Origin of the sequence: Sphingomonas sp. UYEF23 (assembly GCF_040546165.1) — a bacterium.
Lineage (GTDB): Bacteria > Pseudomonadota > Alphaproteobacteria > Sphingomonadales > Sphingomonadaceae > Sphingomonas > Sphingomonas glacialis.
Genome location: NZ_JBEPNG010000003.1, coordinates 273,274 through 295,090, shown reverse-complemented (window position 1 = coordinate 295,090; position 21,817 = coordinate 273,274). Strand labels below are relative to the sequence as shown.

The 21,817-nt window shown below is 66.8% G+C and carries 19 protein-coding genes; 10 read left to right on the top strand and 9 right to left on the bottom strand.

Going from position 1 to position 21,817, the window contains the following annotated elements; translation table 11 throughout:
- Positions 1 to 98: 98 nt before the first annotated feature.
- The 8 genes from dnaN (at position 99) to ABIB28_RS07470 (ending at position 8,946) form a co-directional block, all read left to right on the top strand.
- Positions 99 to 1,226, top strand: coding sequence for a DNA polymerase III subunit beta (gene dnaN / locus ABIB28_RS07505; RefSeq protein WP_133191353.1), 1,128 nt, complete (start codon positions 99 to 101; stop codon positions 1,224 to 1,226).
- A 255-nt stretch (positions 1,227 to 1,481) separates the two neighbouring features.
- Complete coding sequence (locus tag ABIB28_RS07500; RefSeq protein ID WP_354287514.1) at positions 1,482 to 2,270, top strand: Coq4 family protein; 789 nt, start codon at positions 1,482 to 1,484, stop codon at positions 2,268 to 2,270.
- A 100-nt stretch (positions 2,271 to 2,370) separates the two neighbouring features.
- The gene (gene recF / locus ABIB28_RS07495) at positions 2,371 to 3,420 is read left to right on the top strand and encodes a DNA replication/repair protein RecF (protein ID WP_354287512.1); all 1,050 of its coding nucleotides are present in this window, start codon (positions 2,371 to 2,373) and stop codon (positions 3,418 to 3,420) included.
- A gap of 85 nt (positions 3,421 to 3,505) precedes the next feature.
- Entirely contained in the window at positions 3,506 to 4,282 is a 777-nt protein-coding gene (locus ABIB28_RS07490; RefSeq protein ID WP_354287510.1) for an OmpA family protein, read from the top strand.
- A gap of 194 nt (positions 4,283 to 4,476) precedes the next feature.
- Complete coding sequence (locus ABIB28_RS07485) at positions 4,477 to 4,710, top strand: hypothetical protein (protein ID WP_354287508.1); 234 nt, start codon at positions 4,477 to 4,479, stop codon at positions 4,708 to 4,710.
- Positions 4,703 to 5,542, top strand: a complete 840-nt coding sequence (locus ABIB28_RS07480) for an SPFH domain-containing protein (RefSeq protein ID WP_322161670.1) — start codon at positions 4,703 to 4,705, stop codon at positions 5,540 to 5,542. The genes ABIB28_RS07485 and ABIB28_RS07480 overlap by 8 nt, the downstream gene beginning before the upstream one ends.
- An 86-nt stretch (positions 5,543 to 5,628) precedes the next feature.
- The gene (gene gyrB, locus ABIB28_RS07475; protein ID WP_140850726.1) at positions 5,629 to 8,145 is read left to right on the top strand and encodes a DNA topoisomerase (ATP-hydrolyzing) subunit B; all 2,517 of its coding nucleotides are present in this window, start codon (positions 5,629 to 5,631) and stop codon (positions 8,143 to 8,145) included.
- Between the two features lie 33 nt (positions 8,146 to 8,178).
- Complete coding sequence (locus ABIB28_RS07470; protein ID WP_354287503.1) at positions 8,179 to 8,946, top strand: class I SAM-dependent methyltransferase; 768 nt, start codon at positions 8,179 to 8,181, stop codon at positions 8,944 to 8,946.
- Positions 8,947 to 9,075: 129 nt separating this feature from the next.
- On the opposite strand, the gene ABIB28_RS07465 is transcribed toward ABIB28_RS07470, so the two are convergent.
- The 7 genes from ABIB28_RS07465 to ABIB28_RS07435 form a co-directional block, all read right to left on the bottom strand.
- Positions 9,076 to 10,134, bottom strand: coding sequence for a sensor histidine kinase (locus ABIB28_RS07465; protein WP_189676448.1), 1,059 nt, complete (start codon positions 10,132 to 10,134; stop codon positions 9,076 to 9,078).
- A complete protein-coding gene (locus ABIB28_RS07460; protein WP_133191362.1) occupies positions 10,131 to 10,580 on the bottom strand; it encodes a response regulator in 450 nt (149 codons plus the stop codon). Before ABIB28_RS07460 ends, ABIB28_RS07465 begins: the two co-directional genes overlap by 4 nt.
- On the bottom strand, positions 10,577 to 12,106 hold the full coding sequence (locus tag ABIB28_RS07455; RefSeq protein WP_354287500.1) for a sensor histidine kinase: 1,530 nt from the start codon (positions 12,104 to 12,106) through the stop codon (positions 10,577 to 10,579). Before ABIB28_RS07455 ends, ABIB28_RS07460 begins: the two co-directional genes overlap by 4 nt.
- A 72-nt stretch (positions 12,107 to 12,178) precedes the next feature.
- On the bottom strand, positions 12,179 to 12,916 hold the full coding sequence (locus ABIB28_RS07450; RefSeq protein WP_189676446.1) for an exonuclease domain-containing protein: 738 nt from the start codon (positions 12,914 to 12,916) through the stop codon (positions 12,179 to 12,181).
- A 234-nt stretch (positions 12,917 to 13,150) separates the two neighbouring features.
- On the bottom strand, positions 13,151 to 14,545 hold the full coding sequence (gene pgmG, locus ABIB28_RS07445; RefSeq protein WP_354287498.1) for a phosphoglucomutase/phosphomannomutase PgmG: 1,395 nt from the start codon (positions 14,543 to 14,545) through the stop codon (positions 13,151 to 13,153).
- Positions 14,546 to 14,612: 67 nt separating this feature from the next.
- Positions 14,613 to 14,864 (bottom strand): J domain-containing protein, encoded by a 252-nt coding sequence (locus ABIB28_RS07440; protein WP_189676444.1) that lies wholly within the window; start codon positions 14,862 to 14,864, stop codon positions 14,613 to 14,615.
- Positions 14,864 to 15,658, bottom strand: a complete 795-nt coding sequence (locus ABIB28_RS07435; RefSeq protein WP_133191367.1) for a division plane positioning ATPase MipZ — start codon at positions 15,656 to 15,658, stop codon at positions 14,864 to 14,866. Before ABIB28_RS07435 ends, ABIB28_RS07440 begins: the two co-directional genes overlap by 1 nt.
- A gap of 87 nt (positions 15,659 to 15,745) precedes the next feature.
- Between ABIB28_RS07435 and panC the strand changes: the two genes are divergently transcribed.
- On the top strand, positions 15,746 to 16,597 hold the full coding sequence (gene panC / locus ABIB28_RS07430; protein WP_354287496.1) for a pantoate--beta-alanine ligase: 852 nt from the start codon (positions 15,746 to 15,748) through the stop codon (positions 16,595 to 16,597).
- A gap of 73 nt (positions 16,598 to 16,670) precedes the next feature.
- Positions 16,671 to 16,967 carry an SEL1-like repeat protein gene (locus tag ABIB28_RS07425; protein WP_133191369.1) on the top strand — a complete coding sequence of 99 codons (297 nt, stop codon included), beginning with the start codon at positions 16,671 to 16,673 and terminating at the stop codon, positions 16,965 to 16,967.
- 3 nt (positions 16,968 to 16,970) lie between these two features.
- Here the strand turns inward: ABIB28_RS07425 and topA are convergent, their stop codons facing one another.
- Both topA and ABIB28_RS07415 read right to left on the bottom strand, forming a co-directional pair.
- Positions 16,971 to 19,610, bottom strand: a complete 2,640-nt coding sequence (gene topA, locus ABIB28_RS07420) for a type I DNA topoisomerase (protein ID WP_354287494.1) — start codon at positions 19,608 to 19,610, stop codon at positions 16,971 to 16,973.
- A gap of 211 nt (positions 19,611 to 19,821) precedes the next feature.
- A complete protein-coding gene (locus ABIB28_RS07415) occupies positions 19,822 to 21,666 on the bottom strand; it encodes an ABC transporter ATP-binding protein (RefSeq protein WP_354287492.1) in 1,845 nt (614 codons plus the stop codon).
- Positions 21,667 to 21,817 lie beyond the last annotated feature (151 nt).

Here is a 21,817-nt window from a genome sequence, read left to right as displayed (position 1 = left end):
ATGTTTAAGGAAAGGGACACGGCGTATTGCCCCCCGATGTGCCGAAAAGCGCGCAGATTCGGTGGGATGTTTGGGCGATCTTTGCCCGGGGGAACGACATGAAGGCGACGATCGAACGCGCGACCCTGTTGAAGGGCCTCAGCCACGTGCAAAGCGTGGTCGAACGGCGCAATACCATCCCGATCCTGTCGAACGTGCTGATCGAGGCTACGCCTGAGGGCGGCCTCAAGCTGATGGCGACCGATCTTGACCTGCAGATCAACGAGACGATCGCCGCCGCGGTCGACCAGCCCGGCGCGACCACGGTGTCCGCGCACACTTTCTTCGACATCTGCCGCAAGCTTCCCGAGGGCAGCCAAGTCAGCCTCGCCGCGGCCGACGGCAAGATGACGATCATGGCCGGCCGCGCGAAGTTCCAGCTCGGCACGTTGCCGCGCGACGATTTCCCGGTGATCGCCGAGGGCGAACTGCCCGTCTCATTCGAGCTCCCCGCCGAGACGCTCAAGCAGATCATCGACAAGACGCGCTTCGCGATCTCGACCGAGGAAACGCGCTATTACCTCAACGGCATCTTCTGGCACGTCTCCGATGACGGCGGTGCAGGCGGGGCGGGGCCCGTGCTCAAGGCCGCTGCAACCGACGGCCACCGCCTCGCGCGCGTGACGATGCCGCGGCCCGAGGGCGCCGAGTCGATGCCCGACGTGATCATCCCGCGCAAGTGCATCGCCGAGCTGCGCAAGCTGCTCGACGAAGTCGACGGTTCGGTCGGCGTGTCGCTGTCGCCGACCAAGATCCGTTTCGACCTGGGCCAGGCGCTGCTGACCTCGAAGCTGATCGACGGCACCTTCCCCGATTATAGCCGCGTCATCCCGACCGGCAACGACAAGATCCTCAAGATCGATCCGCGCAGCTTCGAGGAAGGCGTCGATCGCGTCTCGACGATCGCGACCGAGAAGACGCGCGCGGTCAAGATGGCGCTCGACCGCGACAAGATCATCCTGTCGGTAACGAGCCCCGAAAACGGCACGGCGGCCGAAGAAGTGCCCGGCGAATATGTCGCGCTCGGCTTCGAGATCGGCTTCAACAGCCGCTATCTGCTCGACATCCTCGGCCAGCTCGAGGGCGACACGATCGAAGTCCATCTCGCCGATGCCGCCGCCCCGACGCTGATCCGCGAAAACGACAAGTCGTCGGCGCTGTACGTGCTCATGCCGATGCGCGTCTGAGCTCGCAGGCCGCTCGAGCCACACCGCGAGACGTGGCCGTTGGGCCGTTCTTGCGGGGTCGGCACGTGCGGCCCGCACTATTTTAGCGCTAGTGCTTCCCTCGCCAGCGACAGGGCGACGTTCGTTTTGATCGACCGGCCGATCGCCCTCTCCGCGCCGCCCGCTCTATGGCAACTGATGGCCTCGAAGCATCGCCGATATTGACACTTTGCGTGTCAGCGCTTACTGACAACCCTGTCAGTAGAGGATTCCCGCATGGCGAAGCTTCCCCCGTTCCCCGGCACGACTGGACGGCGCGATTGGCGCACCGCTTTCGACGCGATTCGCAAATTGCTCGCCAATGGCGACGATACGACACAAGTTTTCCGCATCATGCGCGCGCTCAACGTCGGCAACGCGCCGCGTAACTATGCGCGCCTGATCGCCACGAGCGACGGCGGGCGGCTCGCGAGCGAGCAGGTCGAATTGGCCGCGCGTCTGGGCGATCCGACGTTCGTCGCTGGCTTTGCGCCCGGCACGGTCGGCGCCACCTATCGCGATTTTCTCGCGACGACGGGCTATTCCGCCGATGGTCTGGTCGAGGTCAGCCAGATCGTCAGCGAGGATCAAGTCCAGCATCCCTATGCCTGGTTCGGCCGCCGCGTTCGCGACACGCACGACATCTGGCACGTGCTGACGGGCTACAAGGCCGACGAAAGTCTGGGCGAGGCATGCCTCGTCGCATTCTCCTACGCGCAGGTCGGAGGGCTGGGCTGGGCGTTCATCGGTGGCGCGGCGGCGTTGAAGAGCCTCAAGGTGACGCATGGCACGCTGTTCGCAAAAGCGGTGTGGGAGGGCTATCGCCTCGGGCGGCGCGCGCGGTGGATTTCGGGCGAGGATTACGAGCGTTTGCTCGCCGAACCGCTCGACGCGGCGCGGGCGCGGCTCGGCATCGCGACGCCGCACGCCTATCTCAAGGCGCAGCGCGAGCTTGGGCCCGAGCTCGCTTCCTATCTCAGCACGCGCGGCGACGCGGTTGCGGCACCCGAACGGCTTGCCGCCTGAGGCGACCACCCGGCCGGCCTGATCGGTTTGCCATGGCGTCGCCGGGTGGCGATGCAAAAGGCGGGTGGCACAACGTGAAAACCGGCTAAGGCACGCAGCGATGCTGACGCGCCTCGTCCTGACCGATTTTCGCAACCATGCCGACCTGACGATCGCCGCAGGCCCAGGCTTTGTCGTGCTGACCGGCGAGAATGGCGCGGGCAAGACCAACGTGCTCGAGGCGGTATCGCTGCTCGCGCCTGGGCGGGGCTTGCGCCGCGCGGGGCTCGGCGAGATGGCACGGCAAAGCGGGGCAGGCGGCTTCGGAGTCGCAGCCGACCTGCTCGGCGATGTGGCGATCGCGACGGGCACGCAAGCCGCGGCGCCCGAGCGGCGGATCGTTCGCGTCCAGGGATCGCCCGTCGCTGCGACCGCGCTCGGCGAATGGCTGACGGTGCTGTGGCTGACCCCGGCGATGGACCGCCTGTTCGTCGAACCTGCGGGCGAGCGACGCCGCTTCCTCGACCGGCTGACGCTCGCGCTCGCGCCGGGGCACGCGGTCCACGCCAATCGCTACGAGGCGGCGATGCGCGCACGCAATCGGCTGCTCGCCGATGACCTGCCGCCCGATCGCGACTGGCTGTCGGCGCTCGAAGCGCAGATGGCCGAGCACGGCGCGGCGATCGACGCCGCGCGACGCGACACGGTAACGGCGCTTGCCGATCGCCTGGCGGGGCAGGCCGACGGGCCGTTCGCGCGCGCCGGGCTTGCGCTCGAGGGGTGGACCGGCGGCGGTACGACGCTCGCCGTCGATCTCGCGCAGAGCCGTGCGCGCGATGCCGCTGCGGGGCGAACGCTGATCGGGCCGCATCGCGCCGATCTGGCGGTGACGCATCTCGGCAAGAATCAGGCGGCGGGTCTCTGCTCGACCGGCGAACAGAAGGCGCTGCTGCTCGGCATCATCCTCGCGCATGCCGAGCTCGTCGCCGAGCGGACCGGCAGCGCGCCGGTGTTGCTGCTCGACGAAGTGGCGGCGCATCTCGATCCGGTGCGGCGCGCGGCGTTGTTCGACCGGCTCGCGGGCACGGGTCAGGTGTGGATGACGGGGACCGAGGATGCGCTCTTCACCGATCTCGGGCGCGACGCGGTGCGCCTCACGCTCGGCGGCTGAACGCAAGCTGTCGGCGGAACTCACGCGGCGTTCAAGCGGTCGGGTGCATCTGCCGCTGTATGGCGGGGGCCATGGAGACTATCCGATGACGACATTTCGCAAGACCATTCTCGCCGCAACCGCCGCCGCGATCGCGCTTGGCGCGGGCGTTGCCCCGGCATCGGCGCAGGACCGCTGGGATTGGGGTGGTGGTCGCAACGGCGACCGCGAATACCGCCTGATCGGCGCCGGCGTGCCGATCCTCTACCCCGAACTGCGTCAGACCAACCGCGGCCGCGCGTTCGTGATGCGCAATTTCGACTATAACCGCGACGGCCGCGTCCAGCCGCGCGAGGCCGACGCCGCCAACCGCGCCTTCACCCAGGTCGCCGGCCCGCGTCGCGACCGGTTCGACTGGGAGTCGCGCGACCGTGTCGTCGTCGTCGAGCAGCGTGGCCCGCAAGGCGGTGGCTGGGATCGCGGCGCGATGCGCGGCTATGGCTTCCGCCAGACGTCGCGCGGCGCGATGATGCGGCTCGACGAGGATGTGCTCTTCGCCACCGACAGCGCGGTGCTGCGCCCCGGCGCGAGCGACAAGCTGCGGACGCTCGCCAATTACCTGCGATCGGAATCGGGCGTGCGCGTCGCGATCGACGGCTATACCGACTCGCGGGGGACCGACGCGCACAACCAGGTGCTGTCCGAACGCCGCGCCGATGCGGTCCGCACCGCGTTCGACCAGATGGGCGTGACGCGTGCGCGCTTCTCGGTCGTCGGGCATGGCGAGGCGAGCCCGGTCGCGCCCAACACGACGCCGCAGGGGATGCGCCAGAATCGTCGTGTCGAAGTCACCCTGCTCGGCCAGCGCGCCGAACGCTTCTAATCCCACTCACGGCCCCGGCGATCCTCGCCGGGGCCGTTTTTCATCGTGCAGCCGACGCATGCATGATTGCGCTCCGCGGATGCCGATTCGCGTTGTAGCGCACCCGTAACAAGCAGATATTCCGCCTCGCGCATCCGTCGATGCACTGCGGCCCCGGCATCCTATCGGGGGCGTTCCGAAGGCTCGCTCTTCCCATGAAATCGCTGGATCTGTGGCTCGTCGGCTTTGGCTTGCGCTGCGCGGGATTGCTCGTCTGCGAGTTGGCCTGTTTCGGCTTCGTCATCCCCACGCTGTTCAACCTGCATAGCGACGCGGCCGATGTCGGTGCGGCGCTGATCGCGCTCGCAGCGCTCGTCGCCGGCTTCCTGTCGGTCACCGCGTTGACACGCGAGTTCACCCTCCTCCTGCTGGACAAGGACCATGACTAAACTCGTTCGTTTCGCCCCTTTGTTGCTCATCCCGTTGATCGCGATCTTGCCGATGAGTTCGTGCAGCCGCGTCGAGCCGGGGCATGTCGGGATCAAGGTGAGCAATTTCGGCAGTTCGGCGGGCGTCGCCGATCATGCGCTCGGCGTCGGCTGGTATTTCACGCCGTTCGGCACCAACATCTTCGAATATCCGATCTACACCTCGACCTATGCCTGGACCAAGTCGACCACCGAACAGACCGGCGTCGACGAGGAATTCCCCTTCCAGGATCGCAACGGCCTCAACCTCTCGGCCGACGTATCGGTGGCGTATCGCGTCGATCCGGTGAAGGCGCCGATCCTGTTTCAGAAATACCGGATCGACATGGCGGGGATCGTCGCGGGGCCGTTGCGCAACGCGGTGCGCAGCGCGCTCAATGAGGAAGCCGCGGGGCTCGGCGTCGAGGAAATCTATGGCCCCAAGAAGGCGGCGCTGCTGTCGGCGGTGCAACGCGATGTCGACCGCTATTTCGAACCCGTCGGGCTGCATGTCGAGCAACTCTATTGGGCGTCGAACATCCGCGTGCCCGATCAAGTGCTCAACCAGATCAACACCAAGATCGCCAACGAGCAGGCCGCGCTCGCCGCGCAGGCCAATGTCGCGACGGTCAAGGCCAATGCCGATGCGCGGATCGCCGACGCCGAGGGCAAGGCGAAGTCATCGCAGATCGAGGGCGACGCGCTGCGCGCCAATCCCGAGATCCTGCGACAGCGCGCGATCGAGAAATGGGACGGCAAGCTGCCGACCTATAGCGCGGGCGGCGGGCAATTGCCCTTCATCATGGGCAAGTGAGTGCATCCGGCCCAGGATGCCTGCGTCCCGGGCCGGGAAGTGCCATTTCGCTTCCGTTTCGTGCCGCGAATCCCTATATGCTCGGCATGGCAGAAGACCCCAATACGAACGATTACGGCGCAGACTCGATCAAGGTGCTCAAAGGCCTAGACGCGGTCCGCAAGCGTCCCGGCATGTACATCGGCGATACCGACGACGGTTCCGGCCTCCACCACATGGTGTTCGAGGTGTCAGACAATGCGATCGACGAAGCGCTCGCCGGGCATTGCGACCGGATCGACATCACGCTGAACGCCGATGGATCGGTCTCAGTCGAGGATAACGGCCGCGGCATCCCGACCGGCATCCACACCGAGGAAGGCGTCTCGGCGGCCGAGGTCATCATGACCCAGCTCCACGCCGGTGGTAAGTTCGAGAACACGTCGGACGATAACGCGTACAAGGTCTCGGGCGGCCTGCACGGCGTCGGCGTCTCGGTCGTCAACGCGCTCAGCGAATGGCTCGACCTGACGATCTTCCGCGACGAGCAGGAGCATTACATGCGCTTCGCGTTCGGCGATGCGGTGGCGCCGCTTAAGATCGTTGGCCCCGCGCCCGGCAAGAAGGGGACGCGCGTCACTTTCTTCCCGTCGCCCGCCACCTTCAAGATCACCGAATTCGACTTCGACAAGCTCGAGCATCGCTACCGCGAGCTCGCCTTCCTCAATTCGGGCGTGCGGCTGTATCTCAACGATGCGCGCCACGCCGACCTCAAGACGGTCGAGCTCTATTACGAGGGCGGGATCGCCGCGTTCGTGAAGTATCTCGATCGCAACAAGGTGCCGCTCATGCCCGAGCCGGTGGCGATCTCGGGAACGCGCGACGACGTGACGATCGACGTCGCGCTCGAGTGGAACGACTCCTATTACGAGAACGTCCTCGCCTTCACCAACAACATCCCGCAGCGCGACGGCGGCACGCACATGGCGGCGTTCCGCGCGGCGATGACGCGTACGCTCAACAATTATGCCGAGAAATCGGGGCTCCTCAAGAAGGAGAAGGTCACACTGACCGGCGACGACATGCGCGAGGGTTTGACCGCGATCGTCTCGGTCAAGCTGCCCGACCCGAAGTTCTCGTCGCAGACCAAGGACAAGCTCGTCTCGTCCGAAGTCCGCCAGCCGCTCGAAAGCCTGATGGCCGACAAGCTCGCCGAATGGCTCGAGGAAAACCCTGCGCACGGCAAGGCGATCGTCGCCAAGATCATCGACGCCGCCGCCGCGCGCGAAGCCGCGAAGAAGGCGCGCGAGCTGACGCGGCGGAAGGGCGTGATGGATATCGCCTCGCTGCCCGGCAAGCTCGCCGACTGCCAGGAGCGCGACCCCGCCAAGTCCGAACTGTTCCTGGTCGAGGGTGATTCGGCCGGCGGTTCGGCCAAGCAGGGGCGTGACCGGCATTTCCAGGCGATCCTGCCGCTCCGCGGCAAGATCCTCAACGTCGAGCGTGCGCGCTTCGACCGGATGCTGTCGTCGAAGGAGATCGGCACGCTGATCCAGGCGATGGGCACCGGCATCGGCCGCGACGATTTCAACGTCGAGAAGCTGCGCTACCACAAGATCGTCATCATGACCGACGCAGATGTCGACGGCGCGCATATCCGCACGCTGCTGCTCACCTTCTTCTACCGCCAGATGCCCGAGATCATCACCGGCGGGCACCTCTACATCGCGCAGCCGCCGCTCTACAAAGCGACGCGCGGGCGTTCGGAAGTGTATCTGAAGGACGATAGCGCGCTCGACGAATATCTGGTCGAGGCGGGCGTCGCCGGCACCGTGCTCGAAGGCGTGCAGGGCGGTTCGCGTTCGGGGCAGGATCTGCGGATGCTGGTCGATCACGCGCGGCGGATGCGCACGCTGATGCGCTACATCCCGCGGCGCTACGATCCGACGATCGTCGAGGCGCTGGCGATGGGGGGTGCGCTCGACCCGGCGCTCGATCTCGAGGCGCGGCGCGAAGTCGTCGTCCAGGTCGTGCGCGGGCTCGACGCCGGCGATCCCGAGGCGCGCTGGTCGGCCAGGCTCGCCGAGGATGGCGGCTTCCATGTCGAGCGCGTGTGGCGCGGCGTGACCGATCATCACATCATCGAAGGCGCGTTCCTCGGCTCGGCCGAGGCGCGGAAACTGCATGGCCTCGCGGTCGAGCAGCAGGAAGCCTATGAGCAGACCGCACGGATCGTCTCGTCCAAGGCAGCGGCGGCCGCGCAGGCTGAAGCCGATGCGGCCGAGGATGGCGTAGCGGCAACCGAGGCGCCGGCGCAGGCGCCGGTGGCGACCGCTGCCAAGGGCTCGACGATGGTCGCACGGCCTTCGCAACTGCTCGACGCGATCCTCGCCGCCGGCCGTAAGGGTCTGGCGATCCAGCGCTACAAGGGTCTCGGCGAAATGAACGCCGAGCAATTGTGGGAGACGACGCTCGATCCGCAGGTCCGCTCGATGCTCCGCGTCGAGATCGAACAGGCCGATGTCGCCGACGAGATCTTCACGCGGCTGATGGGAGACGTGGTCGAGCCGCGGCGCGAGTTCATCCAGGAGAATGCGCTGAACGTCGCCAATCTCGACGTCTAGCGTACCACCAACAACACAAGGGGGAGTGGGTTGATGCGAGCATTTCTGACGGGCGTGGCGGCAACGGCGTTGATCGCCACCGTGGCAAGCGCAGCCGGGGTTCCGGCTTCGGTGCACAGCGCGAAGCAGACGCAGAAGGCGGTCGCGACCGCGCTTGCAAGCCCGGCGCGCGCCGACCAGGCAACCGATGACGCGCGGCGCAAGGCGGCCGAAGTGCTCGCCTTCTCGGGCGTCGGCCCGGGCGACGAGGTGCTCGATTTCCTCCCGGGCTCTGGCTATTGGACGCGCGCTTTCTCCGGGATCGTCGGGGCTTCGGGGCATGTCTATGCCGTGTGGCCTGCGGCGATGGCGAAATATGCCGCCAAGTCCGCGACCGCGCTCGAGGATCGCCATCTGTCGAACGTGACGGTCAAGGTGCTCGGATCGGGCATCGTCGCGGCATCCGAACCGGTCGACCTGATCTGGACCGTGCAGAACTATCACGATCTCGCCAACAATGGCGCGGGCGAAGCCGGGATCGACCAGATGAACGCAGAGGCGTTCAAGGCGCTCAAGCCCGGCGGCACCTATCTCGTAATCGACCATGCCGATGCGGCGGGGACTGGCCTGACGGGAACCGACACCAAGCACCGCATCGACCCGGCCGTGGTCAAGACCGAGGTCGCCAAGGCCGGCTTCCAGTTCGTCGGCGAGAGCGACGTGCTGCGCAATCCCGCCGACGATCACAGCGCCAAGGTGTTCGACCCGGCGATCCGCGGCAAGACCGACCAATTCGTCTTCAAGTTCCGCAAGCCGCGCTGAGCGGCAAGTCGGTATCCCATCGCCGTCATGCCGGGCTCGCCCCGGCATCCACCGAGCCGCAGATATCGAAGGCATTGGTCGCGACCTCGGTGGACCCCGGCATACGGCCGGGGTAACGGATCTGCTGGCTTAACCGAGCGCCGCGCGGAGCGTCGCGCGCACGCCGGTGCGGTTCGCGGTGTCGTATTCGACGATCGTCTGCAGGCTCTGCGCCATTGCGCGAATGAGCTTGGTGCCGACCCCCGTGCCGCGCGGCGCGGCGTCGGCGACCATGCCGATCCCGTCATCCTCGACTGCGAGCCGGAAATGCCCGTCGCCATCGCCGGTGAGCGACACGCGGACTTCGCCGCCGCTCGTCGGATAGGCGTATTTGCACGCGTTGCTGACGAGTTCTGTGACGATCACGCCGAGCGACACCGCGCGGTCGGTCGACAGGCGGATCGGCTCGGCTGCCAGCGACAGCACGCGCGGTGCACCCGGGGTCGACCAGGTCTCGCCCAATTCGTCGACCAGCGCGCCGAGATATTCGCGCATATCGACCTGCTCGACATCGTTGCTCGTGTAGAGCCGGCGGTGGACTTGGGCGATCGCGGCGATACGGCGCTGCGTATCCTCGAGCGCGAGCCGCGCATTTTCGTCGGCGAGCGCGGTCGATTGCATTCGGACCATCGCCGAGACGATCTGGAGCGAATTGGCGACGCGGTGGTTGACTTCGCGCAGCAGCGCCTCGAGCCGGGCGTTGCTCGCGCGCAGCTGATCCTCGGCGGCGGCCTTGTCGCGTTCGAGCGCGGCGCGTTCGAGCACTTGTCCGAACGCGCTGGCGAGCAGATCGAAGAAATCGGTGCCGACGGTCTTCACGACGTAATCGGCGGCGCCGGCTTTGAGCGCGGCGACCGCGATCCGGCCCTCCTCTGAGCCGGTGACATAGACCACCGGCGGCATTCCCGGCAGGATTCGCAGCCGCTCGAGCGTCTCGAGCCCGTCCATCCCCGGCATGTAATGATCGACCGCGATCAGATCGAACGGTCGGCCCTCGGCGACCGCCGCCTGGGCGAGCGCGATGCCCTCGGCGCCGCCCTCGGCGACCGAGAGCGTATAGCCGTAGCGCGCGAGCGTCCGCACGGCGAGGCGGCGCAAGCCCGCATCGTCGTCGATATAGAGGATCGCGGCGCCGGCGGCTTGGTTCACCCCTGAGGCTCGATGTCTGGTACTTGGATCACCGACAGGAACAGGCCGAGCTGGCGGATCGCGGTCGCGAAGCTCTCATAGTTGACCGGCTTGGTGATGTAGACGTTGCAGCCGAGATCGTAGCAGCGCTGGATTTCGACCTTGTCGTCGGTCGTGGTCAGCACGACGACGGGGGTGCGACGCAGCGGGCCGTCGGCCGACTTGATCTTGGCAAGGATGTCGGTCCCGCTCATGTCGGGCAAATTGAGATCGAGCAGCACGAGCGCGGGGCCGTTGCGCTGCGGGCCGTCCGCGCTGTTGAACAAATAGTCGAGCGCGGTCGTGCCGTCGGTAAAGTGCGTGATCGCGTTGAGGATCCCGGCACGACGGATGTTCTTCTCGATCAGGCGCGCATGCCCCTCATCATCCTCGATCATCACGATGCTGACGCTCTTATGATCGGTCATTGCTGGGGTTCCCGCGTGGCTGCTGTAGTGGGGTCGACGAAAATCTTGGGCAAATTCAAGCGGAAGGTTGTCCCCCGCCCAAGCTCCGACGTCACATCGATAACGCCGCCGAGACGATACGCCAAGGCGCGGACATGCGCGAGGCCGATCCCCTCGCCGGGCTGGTCCTGATTGCCGGCGCGCCGGAACAGGTCGAATACGCGCTGGTGATCGTTCGGCGCGATGCCGCGGCCGTTATCCTCGAACTCGAACGTCACGCGCTTGCCATGCGTCTTGCCGCGCACGACGATATGGCCGGGGCGATCGGGGCTGAGATATTTGACCGCATTCTCGATCAGGTTCGAGAAGATCTGCTCGATCGCGAGCCGATCGCTGACGAGCCCGGGAAGCGGGGCGTCGATCACCAACGTCGCGCCGCGTTGCTCGATCTGCGTCTGGAGGCTCGCCGCGATCGTCTCGACCATCGCGGTGACGTCGAGCCGCTGCGGCGCGATGACGCGGCGGCCTTCGCGCGACAGTTTGAGGATCGCGTTGATCAGCCGGTCCATCTTCTGCGTCGAGGTGCGGATGAAGCGGATCGCCTCGGGCAGATCCTCGCGCGCGGCAAGCCGGGCATCTTCGGTGACGATCTCGGGCGCGCGCGCTTCGGCGCGGTCAATCAGCGCGCCGATCTCGGTCGTCGCGCTTTCGAGCTCGGCGGTGAAGCCCATCACGTTGACCAGCGGGCTGCGCAGATCGTGGCTGACGATATAGGCGAAGCGCTGGATTTCCTCGTTCGCGCGCGTCAGATCGGCGGTGCGTTCCTCGACTTGCTCTTCGAGCGTGTCGGCGAAGTCCCGCAACGCATCCCGCGACGTCGCGAGATCGCGCGTATAGCGCCGCACCATCAGCAGCGATGCGATCGCGACGAGGATGACGAGCAGCCCCGCGATCGCCAGTGTGACATAGAAGATGCGGACGCTCGATTGCTGCGCGGCGTCGCGCTGGGCCAGCAGCCGCTGTTCTTCGGCCACCATCGCGTCGGCGCGCGCGCGCAGCACGAGCATCCGGCGCGCGTTGCTTTCCCCCTGGAACACCGTGACCGCGCGCGCGCTTTCGCCATTGCCCGTCAACGCGATCGTCACTTCGCGCTGCCGCGAAAGATCGTCGATCGATTGGCGGAACATCGCGAGATTGCGCTGCTGGCGCGGATTGTCGCGCGTCTGCGCAGCCAAGCGGTCGAGCGTGGCGGGGAGCGCGCGCATCGCCGCGCGATAGGTCGCGAGATAGACCGGCTTCGCCGTCAGCACATAGCCGCGGCGCGCGGTCTCGCTCTGCTCGATCAGGACGCGCGCACGCCCGATCGCCAGTTCGACCTCGTAGGTGTGGTTGACGTCGCGCGTGTGGCGCTCGTTTTGCGCCGTCGACCAGCCGGCGGCGACGCCGGCGGCGACCAAGGCGGCAAAGCCCAGCGCCATGCAGGCCACGAGGAACCGCCCCATGCGTCCCTCGCTAACGCCGAAACCGAGGAACGAACGCTTGAACATCGACACGTCCTTACGCAGCGACAACAACAATGACCAGTCTGGCTGAATTGACTGAAATCAAGTTTGCGCGCGTCAGTTGCGCGAACCGTTGCCGCTCCGCCGGGCCAGTTCGGTCTCGGCGGTGAACCGCACATCCTCGTCGCGGTCGCCCAGCATGATCGCGAGCGAATCGTCGCTGAGCTCGGCCCAGTCCTTCCCGCGATCGGGGCCTGGGCGAATGACGCGCGGCAACAGCCCGGGGACGCTCGACCAGGCGATCAACTGCTCGGGCCCGACCGTGTTCAGCATGTCACGCAAATGGAAGGCGGTGACATAGGCATCGGGAAAGGCGCGATGCGCGGGCAAGCCGCGCTCATGCTCGAGGCCCTCGGGCTTGCGCCAGTAGCGCAGCATCTGGTTGGAAAAGCTCGGCGTGTCAGGCCACAGCCGCAGCGCACATTTCCACGTGCAGATCCACGGCGCGTCGCGGGTTAGCGCCGGCGTGCAGAATTTCTCCTCCGCCGCCGAGCGGTGCGCGGCGAGCGCGATGCGCCGCGGATAGGGATCGAGCACGCCGCGCGCGACATCGTGCCAGAACGGCGCGTCGGCGACCTGCTCGTCGAGGATATGGTGGATCGCCTGCGTCAGCGGCGGGATCGGTCGGCCGGGATTGACCAGCCGCGATCCGCCCTCGCCCTGGATCTCCCAGCGGCCGTCCTTGCCGAGCGCGACGTCCTGCCAGCCGATTTCGCATACGCCGTGGAGCGGTGGGGCTTCACCTGTGGTCTCGAGGTCGATGACGCGGATGATCTGGGGGGGCGGGGGAGGCATCGCGCCTAGGTGGCGTGTTCTCGGCTGGATTGCGAGCGAAGAAGAAGGTTTGTTCGCGCAGAGGCGCGGAGGCGCGGAGGCGCGGAGGTGTTGTGCGGGGTTCGCGGTATCGCGGCCAATGCGCCAGGTGTGCCAGGGCACTCCGCCGACGTAAAAAAGCCCTGGGGGGACGCGAAAAGGCTCACACGCGCGCAACACCTCCGCGCCTCCGCGCCTCTGCGCGAACAAACCTTCTTAATGCGCCGCCTGCACCCCGCGCACGACGCCGCTCTTGCCGAGTTGATCATCGATCATTGCCAACAGGCGGTCTAGCGCAGCCTGATCTCGCGCTTCGGCGCGCGCGACGAGGACGTCCTGCGTGTTCGAGGCGCGGAGCAGCCACCAACCGTCCGGGGTGGTGACGCGCGCGCCGTCGGTCGAATCGACCTTGGCGCCTTCGGCCTCGAGCCGGGCGAGCACTTCCTCGACGACCGCGAACTTGCGGCTTTCCTCGATCTGGAAGCGCAGTTCGGGCGTGTTGACGAGCTCGGGCATCGCGCCGCGCAATTCGGTGATCGAGCGGCCGCTCAGGTGCGCTGCGCGGATCAGCCGGACGGCGGCGTAATGCGCGTCGTCGAAACCGTAGAATTCGTGTGCGAAAAAGATGTGCCCGCTCATCTCGCCCGCGAGCGGGCTGCCGGTTTCCTTCATCTTGGTCTTCATCAGGCTGTGGCCGGTCTTCCACATCAACGGCGTGCCGCCGAGCGCCGCAACTCGGTCGAACAGCATTTGCGACGCCTTCACATCGGCGATGATCGTCGCGCCGGGGAGTTCGTTGAGCACAGGTTCGGCCAGAATGGAGAGAATCTGGTCGCCCCAGATCACCCGGCCCTGCCCGTCGATCGCGCCGATCCGGTCACCGTCGCCGTCGAAGGCCAGTCCGAAATCGAGCTGCTTCTCGGCGACGAGGCGCTTGAGATCGGCGAGGTTCGCTTCTTCGGTGGGATCGGGATGATGGTTGGGAAATTTGCCGTCGACATCGGTGAACAGCAGATGATGCTCACCCGGCAGGAGCTTGACGAGCTTCTCGATGATCGGGCCCGAAACACCGTTGCCGGCGTCCCAGCCGATCTTGTAGCTGCCGCCGGCATAGCCCGCGACGAGGCGGCCGACATAATCGTCCTCGATGTCGAACGTCGAAACCACGCCGCGATCCTCTGCGTCGACCGTGTCCCAATCGCCGTCTGCGGCCATTTGACCAAGCGCTTGGATGTCGGCGCCGAAAAACGGCGCGTGCTGCAGCACCAGCTTGAAGCCGTTATAGTCGGCGGGGTTATGGCTGCCGGTTATCTCGATGCCGCCATCCACCTCTAGCGTCGCCTCGGCGTAATAGAGCATCGGCGTCGGACCACGGCCGATCCGCACGACGTCGATCCCGACCGCGACGAGACCTTCGATGAGCGCGGCTTCGAGCATCGGCGAGGAGAGGCGGCCATCATAGCCGACCGCGACGCGGCGGCCACCGGCGCGGCGCACGCGCGTGCCGAAGCCGCGGCCGATCGCGTCGGCATCGGCCTCGCCCAGCGTTTTCCCGACGATCCCGCGAATGTCATATTCGCGCAGCGAACTAGGGTCGAAACGATGCGTCATGCGGGCTCCTGCAATACTGGCTCTGACCCAAGCCGCGAGCGACCAAAAGGTTCAAGATTTCCAGATATTAGCGCCGCAGCAGGACGTCGCGCGCGGCGTTGATCCGGCGCGTCAGATCGGCCGAGCCGCCTCTATCGGGATGGACGGCGGACACCAAGCGCCGATGCGCCGCCCGGATCGTCGCTTCGTCGGCCCCCGCGCCGACGCCGAGCACCGCACGCGCCTCGGCCTCGCCGACCCGCGGCACCGGCTTGGGCCGCGGACGCAGCAACAGCCATCCGCCGATCAGGATTGCGGCGATGAGGAGCAGCTTGCCCATCAGGCGACGAGCGGGACGACGGTCTCGGGCAAGGCAAGCGCGCCCATCATCTCGCGCAGCTCCTGGCGCGCGGCGACGTGCGCTAGCCCCATCGACCCGAACTCGCCCGAATCGAGCATCGTCAGGCCGGCCGGGAACAGCTCGCGATAGATCACGCGCTCGCCGAGCCCAGGTACGATGCGGAAACCGACGCGCTTGGCGAGCTGGTCGAGCGCTTCGGATACGCGGCGCATGTTGCGCGCCTCGATGTGCTGGACGCGGTTGCGCAGGACCACCCAGTCGATCGTCGAGCCATCGGCCTTCGCCCGGATCTTCCGCGCGTCCCAGATCAGCTCGGCGTAGAAGCTCGGCCGCGTGACCTTGTAGGTCTCGGGATGGACTTGGCCGATCAAATCGAAATCGACGAAACTGTCGTTCATCGGCGTGACGAGCGTGTCGGCGCGGCTCGCCGCGATCCGCGCGAACGGATCGTCGCGGCCGGGGGTGTCGATCACGAGGAAGTCAGCATCTTCCGCCAGCGCGGCGAACACGTCGTTGAAGCGGTCCTCGCTCTCACCGTCATGCGTGGCGTGGCGCGGAATCGGCAGTTCGCGGCCGGTGCGCTGTACCGTTGCGGCACGATTGTCGAAATAGCGGCCCATCGTGCGCTGGCGATGATCGAGGTCAAACGCGGCGACTTGCGCGCCGCGCGCCTGCAGCGCGATCGCGACATGGACCGCGGTGGTCGATTTGCCCGTGCCGCCTTTTTCGTTGGCAAAGACAATGATATGTGGCTTTCGCGCAGCAGTCGCCAACGTGGTTGCTTCCCGTCTTGTTCGGTGGGGGCGAGCCTCATAGAAGGCGCGCCCAATCCAAGCGTCTTTACCGAAGGGCACCGACCCGTGCAAACCATCCGTACCCTCGAAGCGCTCCGTTCCGGGATTGGCGCCTTGCGCGACGGCGGCGCGAGCATCGCGCTCGTGCCGACGATGGGGGCGCTCCACGCCGGGCACCTCGCCTTGATCGAGGCGGCGAAGCGGCCGGGGCGCAAGGTCGTCGCGTCGATCTTCGTCAATCCGACGCAGTTCGGCCCCAACGAGGATCTCTCGCGCTATCCGCGCCGCGAGAGCGCGGACGCCCGGATGCTGGCCGACGCGGGCTGCGACCTGCTCTGGCTGCCGCCGGTCGAAGTGATGTATCCCACGGGCTTCGCCACCAAGATTTCGGTGTCGGGGGTGAGCGAGGGGCTCGACGGCGTGTCGCGGCCTGGGCATTTCGACGGCGTCGCGACCGTCGTCGCCAAATTGTTCAACCAGGTCCGGCCCGATATCGCCTTGTTCGGCGAGAAGGATTTCCAGCAGCTCGCGGTGATCCGCCAGATGGTCGCCGATCTCGATTTCGGGATCGAGATCCAGGGCGTGCCGACACAGCGCGACGATGACGGGCTCGCGCTCTCGTCGCGCAACATCTATCTCGACGATGCGCAGCGTGCGGCGGCGGTCGCCTTGCCGCGTGCGCTGGGCGTCGCGGCCAAGGCGATCGCGCGCGGCGACGCTGCCGACGATGCGCTGGCGAGCGCGCGCGAGGCACTGATCGCGGCGGGGTTCGTGGTCGATTATCTCGAACTGGTGGACGCGCTGACGCTGACGCCGGGCACCGATCCCGAGCGGGCGCGGCGGCTCGTTGCCGCAGCGAAAATCGGCGCGACCCGGCTGATCGACAACCTTGCCGTGCCGCCGCGCGATCATGCCTAATTGTCGTTAACCTTTTGTTGATCTCCCTGCGGCATGGTCGTGCTCACAGAGATGGTTAACGGGGGTTTACGACATGGGCACGAGCCTGAAGCACGCACAATTCCTGACCGACAGTCGCGTTGCCGACGCGGCGCTCGGGGATGCCGACGCCTGTTACGAACTCGGCATGGTCTATTCGAGCGGCGCCGCGGGCGTCGGGATCGACCTGATCGAAGCGCATAAATGGTTCAATCTCGCCGCCGTCGCCGGCAGCGAGATCGCCAAGGATTGCCGCCGCGACATCGCCGAGGACATGACCGCGCGCGAGATCGCCGCCGCGCAGGCCGCGGCGCGTGCCGTGCTCGTCAGCCGGCAGCGCCGCGCGGCCTGATCCTCACTCCGCCGCTGCCGCGACTTTCTTGGCAGGGGCTTTCTTTGCCGCGGGTTTTTTCGCCGCCGGCTTCTTCGCGGGTGCCTTCTTGACGGCGGGCTCGCCTGCCGCGGCTGTTTCGGCCGCAGGCTTCTTGGCTGCCGCTTTCTTGGCAGGCGCCTTCTTCGCCGCTGGCTTCTTCTTGCCCTTGGCTGGCGGTGCCGCCGCCGCGCGTGCGTCGATCAGCTGCGCCGCTTCCTCGAGCGTCAGCGCATCCTTCTCGATCGACTTGGGCAGCGTCGCGTTGGTCGTGCCGTCGGTGACGTAGGCGCCGTAGCGCCCCTCCATCAGCTTGATCTCGGCCTCGCTGCGCGGATGCAGCCCGAGCACTTTCAGCGGGGCCTGCGCGCCGCGCTGTTGCCGCCCACCACCCGCTGCAGCTTCGGCCAGCTTGACGACCGCGGCGTTCATGCCCGTTTCGAACACGTCCTCGGTCGATGTCAGCCGCGCATATTTGCCGGCATGCTTCAGATACGGACCATAACGGCCGATCGCCGCGGTGATCGGCTCGCCGGTCTCGGGATGCGTGCCGACGGTGCGTGGCAACGACAGCAGCTTCAGCGCCCATTCGAGATCGAGCTCGCCAATATCCTTCGGGATCGACGCCATCTTGCGCGTCTCGCCCTCGCCGATCTGGATATACGGCCCGAACCGCCCCGATTTGCGCTCGACCGGCAGGCCGGTCTCGGGATCCTCGCCAAGCGTCTCGGGTCCGGCATCCTCGCCGGCCGCACCCGGCTGTCCGAAGCGGCGGGTATATTTGCACTCGGGATAGTTCGAGCACGCCACGAACGCGCCGAACTTGCCGCCGCGCAAAGCAAGATGCCCCTGGCCGCAATGCGGGCACAGCCGCGGATCGCTGCCATCGGCCTGCGCCGGGAACAGATAGGGCTCGAGGAACTTGTCGAGCTCGGCGGTCACTTCGGACGGCTTCTGCTCCATCACCTCGGTCGTGCGCGGCTTGAAATCGCGCCAGAACGCCTCGAGCACCGCCTGCCATTCGGCACGGCCTCCCGAGACTTCGTCGAGCTCGTCCTCAAGGCCCGAGGTGAAATCGTAGCTCACATATTTCTCGAAGAAGCGTTCGAGGAACGCCGTCACGAGGCGCCCCGATTCCTCGGCGAAGAAGCGGTTCTTCTCGACGCGGACGTATTCGCGGTCCTTCAGCGTCTTGATGATCGAGGCATAGGTCGATGGGCGGCCGATGCCGAGCTCTTCGAGGCGCTTGACCAGCGACGCTTCGGAGAAGCGCGGCGGCGGCTGGGTGAAGTGCTGCTCGGCGGTGACGCCCTTCTTGGCGGGGGCGTCGCCCTCGCGCAGCCGCGGCAGGCGCTTGGCGTCCTCGTCCTGCGTGTCGTCCGAACCTTCTTCGTAGAGCGCGAGATAGCCGGGGAAGAGCACGACCTGGCCGGTCGCGCGCAGGCCGGTCTGGCCGGTGCCGTCGAGCATCTCGACCGTGGTGCGCTCCATCCGCGCCGACGCCATCTGGCTGGCGAGCGCGCGCTTGAAGATCAGGTCGTAGAGCCGCGCATGATCGCCGTCGCCGGCCTTGTCCTTGGCGAAATCGGTCGGGCGGATCGCCTCGTGCGCTTCCTGCGCGTTCTTCGCCTTGGTCTGGTAGACGCGTGGCTTGTCGGGGACGTAGCTCGCGTCATAGCGGTTGGCGACGGCGAGACGCGCGGCGGAGATCGCGCTCGAATCCATCTGCACGCCGTCGGTGCGCATATAGGTGATCGCGCCGTCCTCGTAGAGGCCTTGCGCGATCCGCATCGTATGGTCGGCCGAGAAGCCGAGCTTGCGCGAAGCCTCCTGCTGGAGCGTCGAGGTCGTGAAGGGCGGCGGCGGGTTGCGCGTCGCGGGCTTCACTTCTACCGTCTGGACGGTGAAGCGCCCCGCCTCGACCGCGGCCTTGGCGCGCATCGCCGTGCCCTCTTCGCCGATCGACAGGCGGTCGAGCTTCTTGCCCTCGAACTGGACGAGCCGCGCTTGGAACAGCGTGCCGTCCTGCTCCATGTCGGCCACGACCGACCAATATTCCTGCGCGCGGAAGGCTTCGATCTCGCGCTCGCGGCTGACGATGAGTCGGAGCGCGACCGACTGGACGCGGCCCGCCGACTTGGCGCCGGGGAGTTTGCGCCACAGCACCGGCGAGAGCGTAAAGCCGACGAGATAGTCGAGCGCGCGGCGTGCGCGGTACGCGTCGATCAGATCGGTATCGAGCTCGCGCGGATGCTTCATCGCCTCGGTCACCGTCGCCTTGGTGATCGCGTTGAAGGTGACGCGCTGGACGTCCTTGGGCAGCGCCTTGCGATTGCGCAGCACTTCCTGGACGTGCCACGAAATCGCCTCGCCTTCGCGATCGGGATCGGTCGCGAGAATCAGGCGGTCGGCGGTCTTGGCGAGATCGGTGATCGCCTTTAACTGCTTGGTCTTGTCGGCGTAATTCTCCCATTCCATCGCGAAGCCCTCATCGGGGTTCACCGATCCGTCCTTGGGCGGCAGATCGCGGACATGGCCGTAGCTTGCGAGCACGCGATAGTCAGAACCGAGATATTTCTCGATGGTCTTCGCCTTGGCGGGCGATTCTACGATGACAAGCTGCATGGTGGTTCAAAGCGTCCTTACGTGTACGCGCGAGGATGGAGAGACGAGGGCGGCGGCGTCAAGCCATGGGCCGAGCGCCAGGTCGAGCACGCGAAGCGCTTGGGAGCTGCGACGCGCGCCGCTTCGAGGGGGAGGGGAGAGCGCATCGCGGCGCCTCATGCCACAAGCGCCGCGCCCGGGGACAGCGATTTGTCGCGCCGCGCCAAACCCGTTATCCGCGCTCGCGCTCGGCCAGGTTGCTCCACGCGGTCAGCATCGCGCCCCCCAATTTGCGCCCGCGCTCGACCGAAACGTCGCGCAGCCGTCCGCCAGCCGCGGCGAGATCGCGCGAACGACTCGGCTGACGGTCGAGCCCCTCGACCTGCATCAGCCACAATTGCCGGAACGCCCCGCCTTTCTGGCGCAACAGCTGCTGCGGCGGCCCGTCTTCGATGATCCGGCCCTTGTCGACGACGATCACGCGGTCGAACCCGACGATCGTCGACAGCCGATGCGCCACCGCGATCACCGTGCGGTTGCGGACCAGCGCGTCGAGCCCGGCCTGCACCTCGAGCTCGCTTTCCGAATCGAGCGCGCTGGTCGCTTCGTCGAGCAGCACGACCCGCGCGTTCTTGAGGAAGGCGCGCGCGATACCGATTCGCTGGCGTTGTCCGCCCGACAGATTGGCGCCGCGCTCGCCGACGACGGTGTCGTAGCCGTGCGACAGGCGGCGGATGAAATCGTCGCAGCCGGCCGCCTCGGCGGCGGCGTGGACGTCCTCGTCGCTCGCATCGGGGCGCGCGATGCGGATATTGTCGATCACCGAGCGGTGGAACAGCAGCACTTCCTGCGGCACGACCGCGATCGCATCGCGCAGCGATTCCTGCGTGACATGGTCGATCCGCTGGCCGTCGATCGTCAGGTTGCCGATCTGCGGATCGTGGAAGCGCTGGATCAGCTGGAGCAGCGAGGATTTGCCCGCGCCCGATGAACCGACGATCCCGATCTTCTGCCCGGCAGGGACGGTGAGCGACAGATCGTGGATGATCGGATCGCGCGGATCGTAGCCGAAGGTGACGTTGGCGAGCTTGACGGTGCCCTCGCCGACGCGCAGCCGCGTCGCATCGGGCGCGTCGCTGAGCGTCTGCGGCACACCGATGATGTCGAGCGTTTCGCGCAGATAGCTGAACTGCTGGCTGGTATCGATCACCGCCATCGCGAGATCGCGCGAGCCGTTGAGGATGCGGAAGGTCATCGTGCTGATGATGACGACGTCGCCGGTCGAGATCGCGCCGGTCGACCAGCGCCCGATCGCCCAGACGAGCGTCCCCCCGACCATTACCGCCAGCGCAAGATCGTGGAGCCCGCGCATCTGCTCGACGAAGAACCAGCCGCGCCGCTGCGCATCGGCTTCCTTGTCGAGAAACCCCTCGAGCCGGTCGAGCTCGCGGTCGCGCGCGGCGAATGCCTTCACCACCCAGATATTGCCGATCATGTCGATCAGCTCGCCGCCCGCGCGCCCGGCATGTTGCGCAAAGGCGGTGTGGTGGACGTGGCCGCGCGCGCCGAGCACGATCAGGACCGCGGTGACGACGAGGAAGACGCCGCCGAGCACCGCGGCCATCGCGGCGTCGATCGTGACGAAGATCAGCATCGCGCCGGCAAACGCGATCAGCGGCGGCGTCACTTCGCGCAGCAGCCGGTGCATGATCGCGCCGAAAATCCCCGCCAGCCCCGAAATGCGGTGCCCGAGCGACCCGGCGCGCTGGTTCTGGAAGAACGGCATCTGGTGGCCGGTGAGGTAATTAACCATGTCGAGCCGGATGCCGACGCCCGAACTGACCGTCGCCTGGCCGAGCGTCAGCGCCGAGGCGCGCTGCAACAGACTCTCGAGGATGACGAGCCCGAGAAAGCCCGCAAGCGCGGCATAGACCGTGCCGCGCGCACGCACCCCGCCGGTCATCGCGTCGATCAGCAGCTTCATCGCATATTGCACGCCGATCGCGCTGATCGAGGCGGCTGCGACGAGCAGGCCGAGCGTCACGAAGATCCACGGGCGCGCGGCGACATAGTGCATGAGGAAACGTGTCGGACTGTGCAGAAAGGGCAAGGCATCGGCTCCGCGTAAGTGCAGGTCTGCTGCGGCGGCGTAACGATCGGCGCAAGCCGAAGTTTCTCGAGCGCCCGATATGCGCGGTGGTTGGAGCGTTTGACTGTGCAGAGTGGGC

Bases quoted from the DNA above. Each gene is read 5' to 3' on its own strand.
- ABIB28_RS07470 (WP_354287503.1), top strand. From the start codon at position 8,179: ATGCGAGCATTTCTGACGGGCGTGGCGGCAACGGCGTTGATCGCCACC.
- gyrB (WP_140850726.1), top strand. From the start codon at position 5,629: ATGGCAGAAGACCCCAATACGAACGATTACGGCGCAGACTCGATCAAG.
- ABIB28_RS07500 (WP_354287514.1), top strand. From the start codon at position 1,482: ATGGCGAAGCTTCCCCCGTTCCCCGGCACGACTGGACGGCGCGATTGG.
- dnaN (WP_133191353.1), top strand. From the start codon at position 99: ATGAAGGCGACGATCGAACGCGCGACCCTGTTGAAGGGCCTCAGCCAC.
- ABIB28_RS07455 (WP_354287500.1), bottom strand. From the start codon at position 12,106: ATGTTCAAGCGTTCGTTCCTCGGTTTCGGCGTTAGCGAGGGACGCATG.
- ABIB28_RS07450 (WP_189676446.1), bottom strand. From the start codon at position 12,916: ATGCCTCCCCCGCCCCCCCAGATCATCCGCGTCATCGACCTCGAGACC.
- ABIB28_RS07440 (WP_189676444.1), bottom strand. From the start codon at position 14,864: ATGGGCAAGCTGCTCCTCATCGCCGCAATCCTGATCGGCGGATGGCTG.
- recF (WP_354287512.1), top strand. From the start codon at position 2,371: ATGCTGACGCGCCTCGTCCTGACCGATTTTCGCAACCATGCCGACCTG.
- ABIB28_RS07485 (WP_354287508.1), top strand. From the start codon at position 4,477: ATGAAATCGCTGGATCTGTGGCTCGTCGGCTTTGGCTTGCGCTGCGCG.
- pgmG (WP_354287498.1), bottom strand. From the start codon at position 14,545: ATGACGCATCGTTTCGACCCTAGTTCGCTGCGCGAATATGACATTCGC.
- ABIB28_RS07460 (WP_133191362.1), bottom strand. From the start codon at position 10,580: ATGACCGATCATAAGAGCGTCAGCATCGTGATGATCGAGGATGATGAG.
- ABIB28_RS07425 (WP_133191369.1), top strand. From the start codon at position 16,671: ATGGGCACGAGCCTGAAGCACGCACAATTCCTGACCGACAGTCGCGTT.
- ABIB28_RS07480 (WP_322161670.1), top strand. From the start codon at position 4,703: ATGACTAAACTCGTTCGTTTCGCCCCTTTGTTGCTCATCCCGTTGATC.
- topA (WP_354287494.1), bottom strand. From the start codon at position 19,610: ATGCAGCTTGTCATCGTAGAATCGCCCGCCAAGGCGAAGACCATCGAG.
- ABIB28_RS07490 (WP_354287510.1), top strand. From the start codon at position 3,506: ATGACGACATTTCGCAAGACCATTCTCGCCGCAACCGCCGCCGCGATC.
- ABIB28_RS07415 (WP_354287492.1), bottom strand. From the start codon at position 21,666: ATGCACTATGTCGCCGCGCGCCCGTGGATCTTCGTGACGCTCGGCCTG.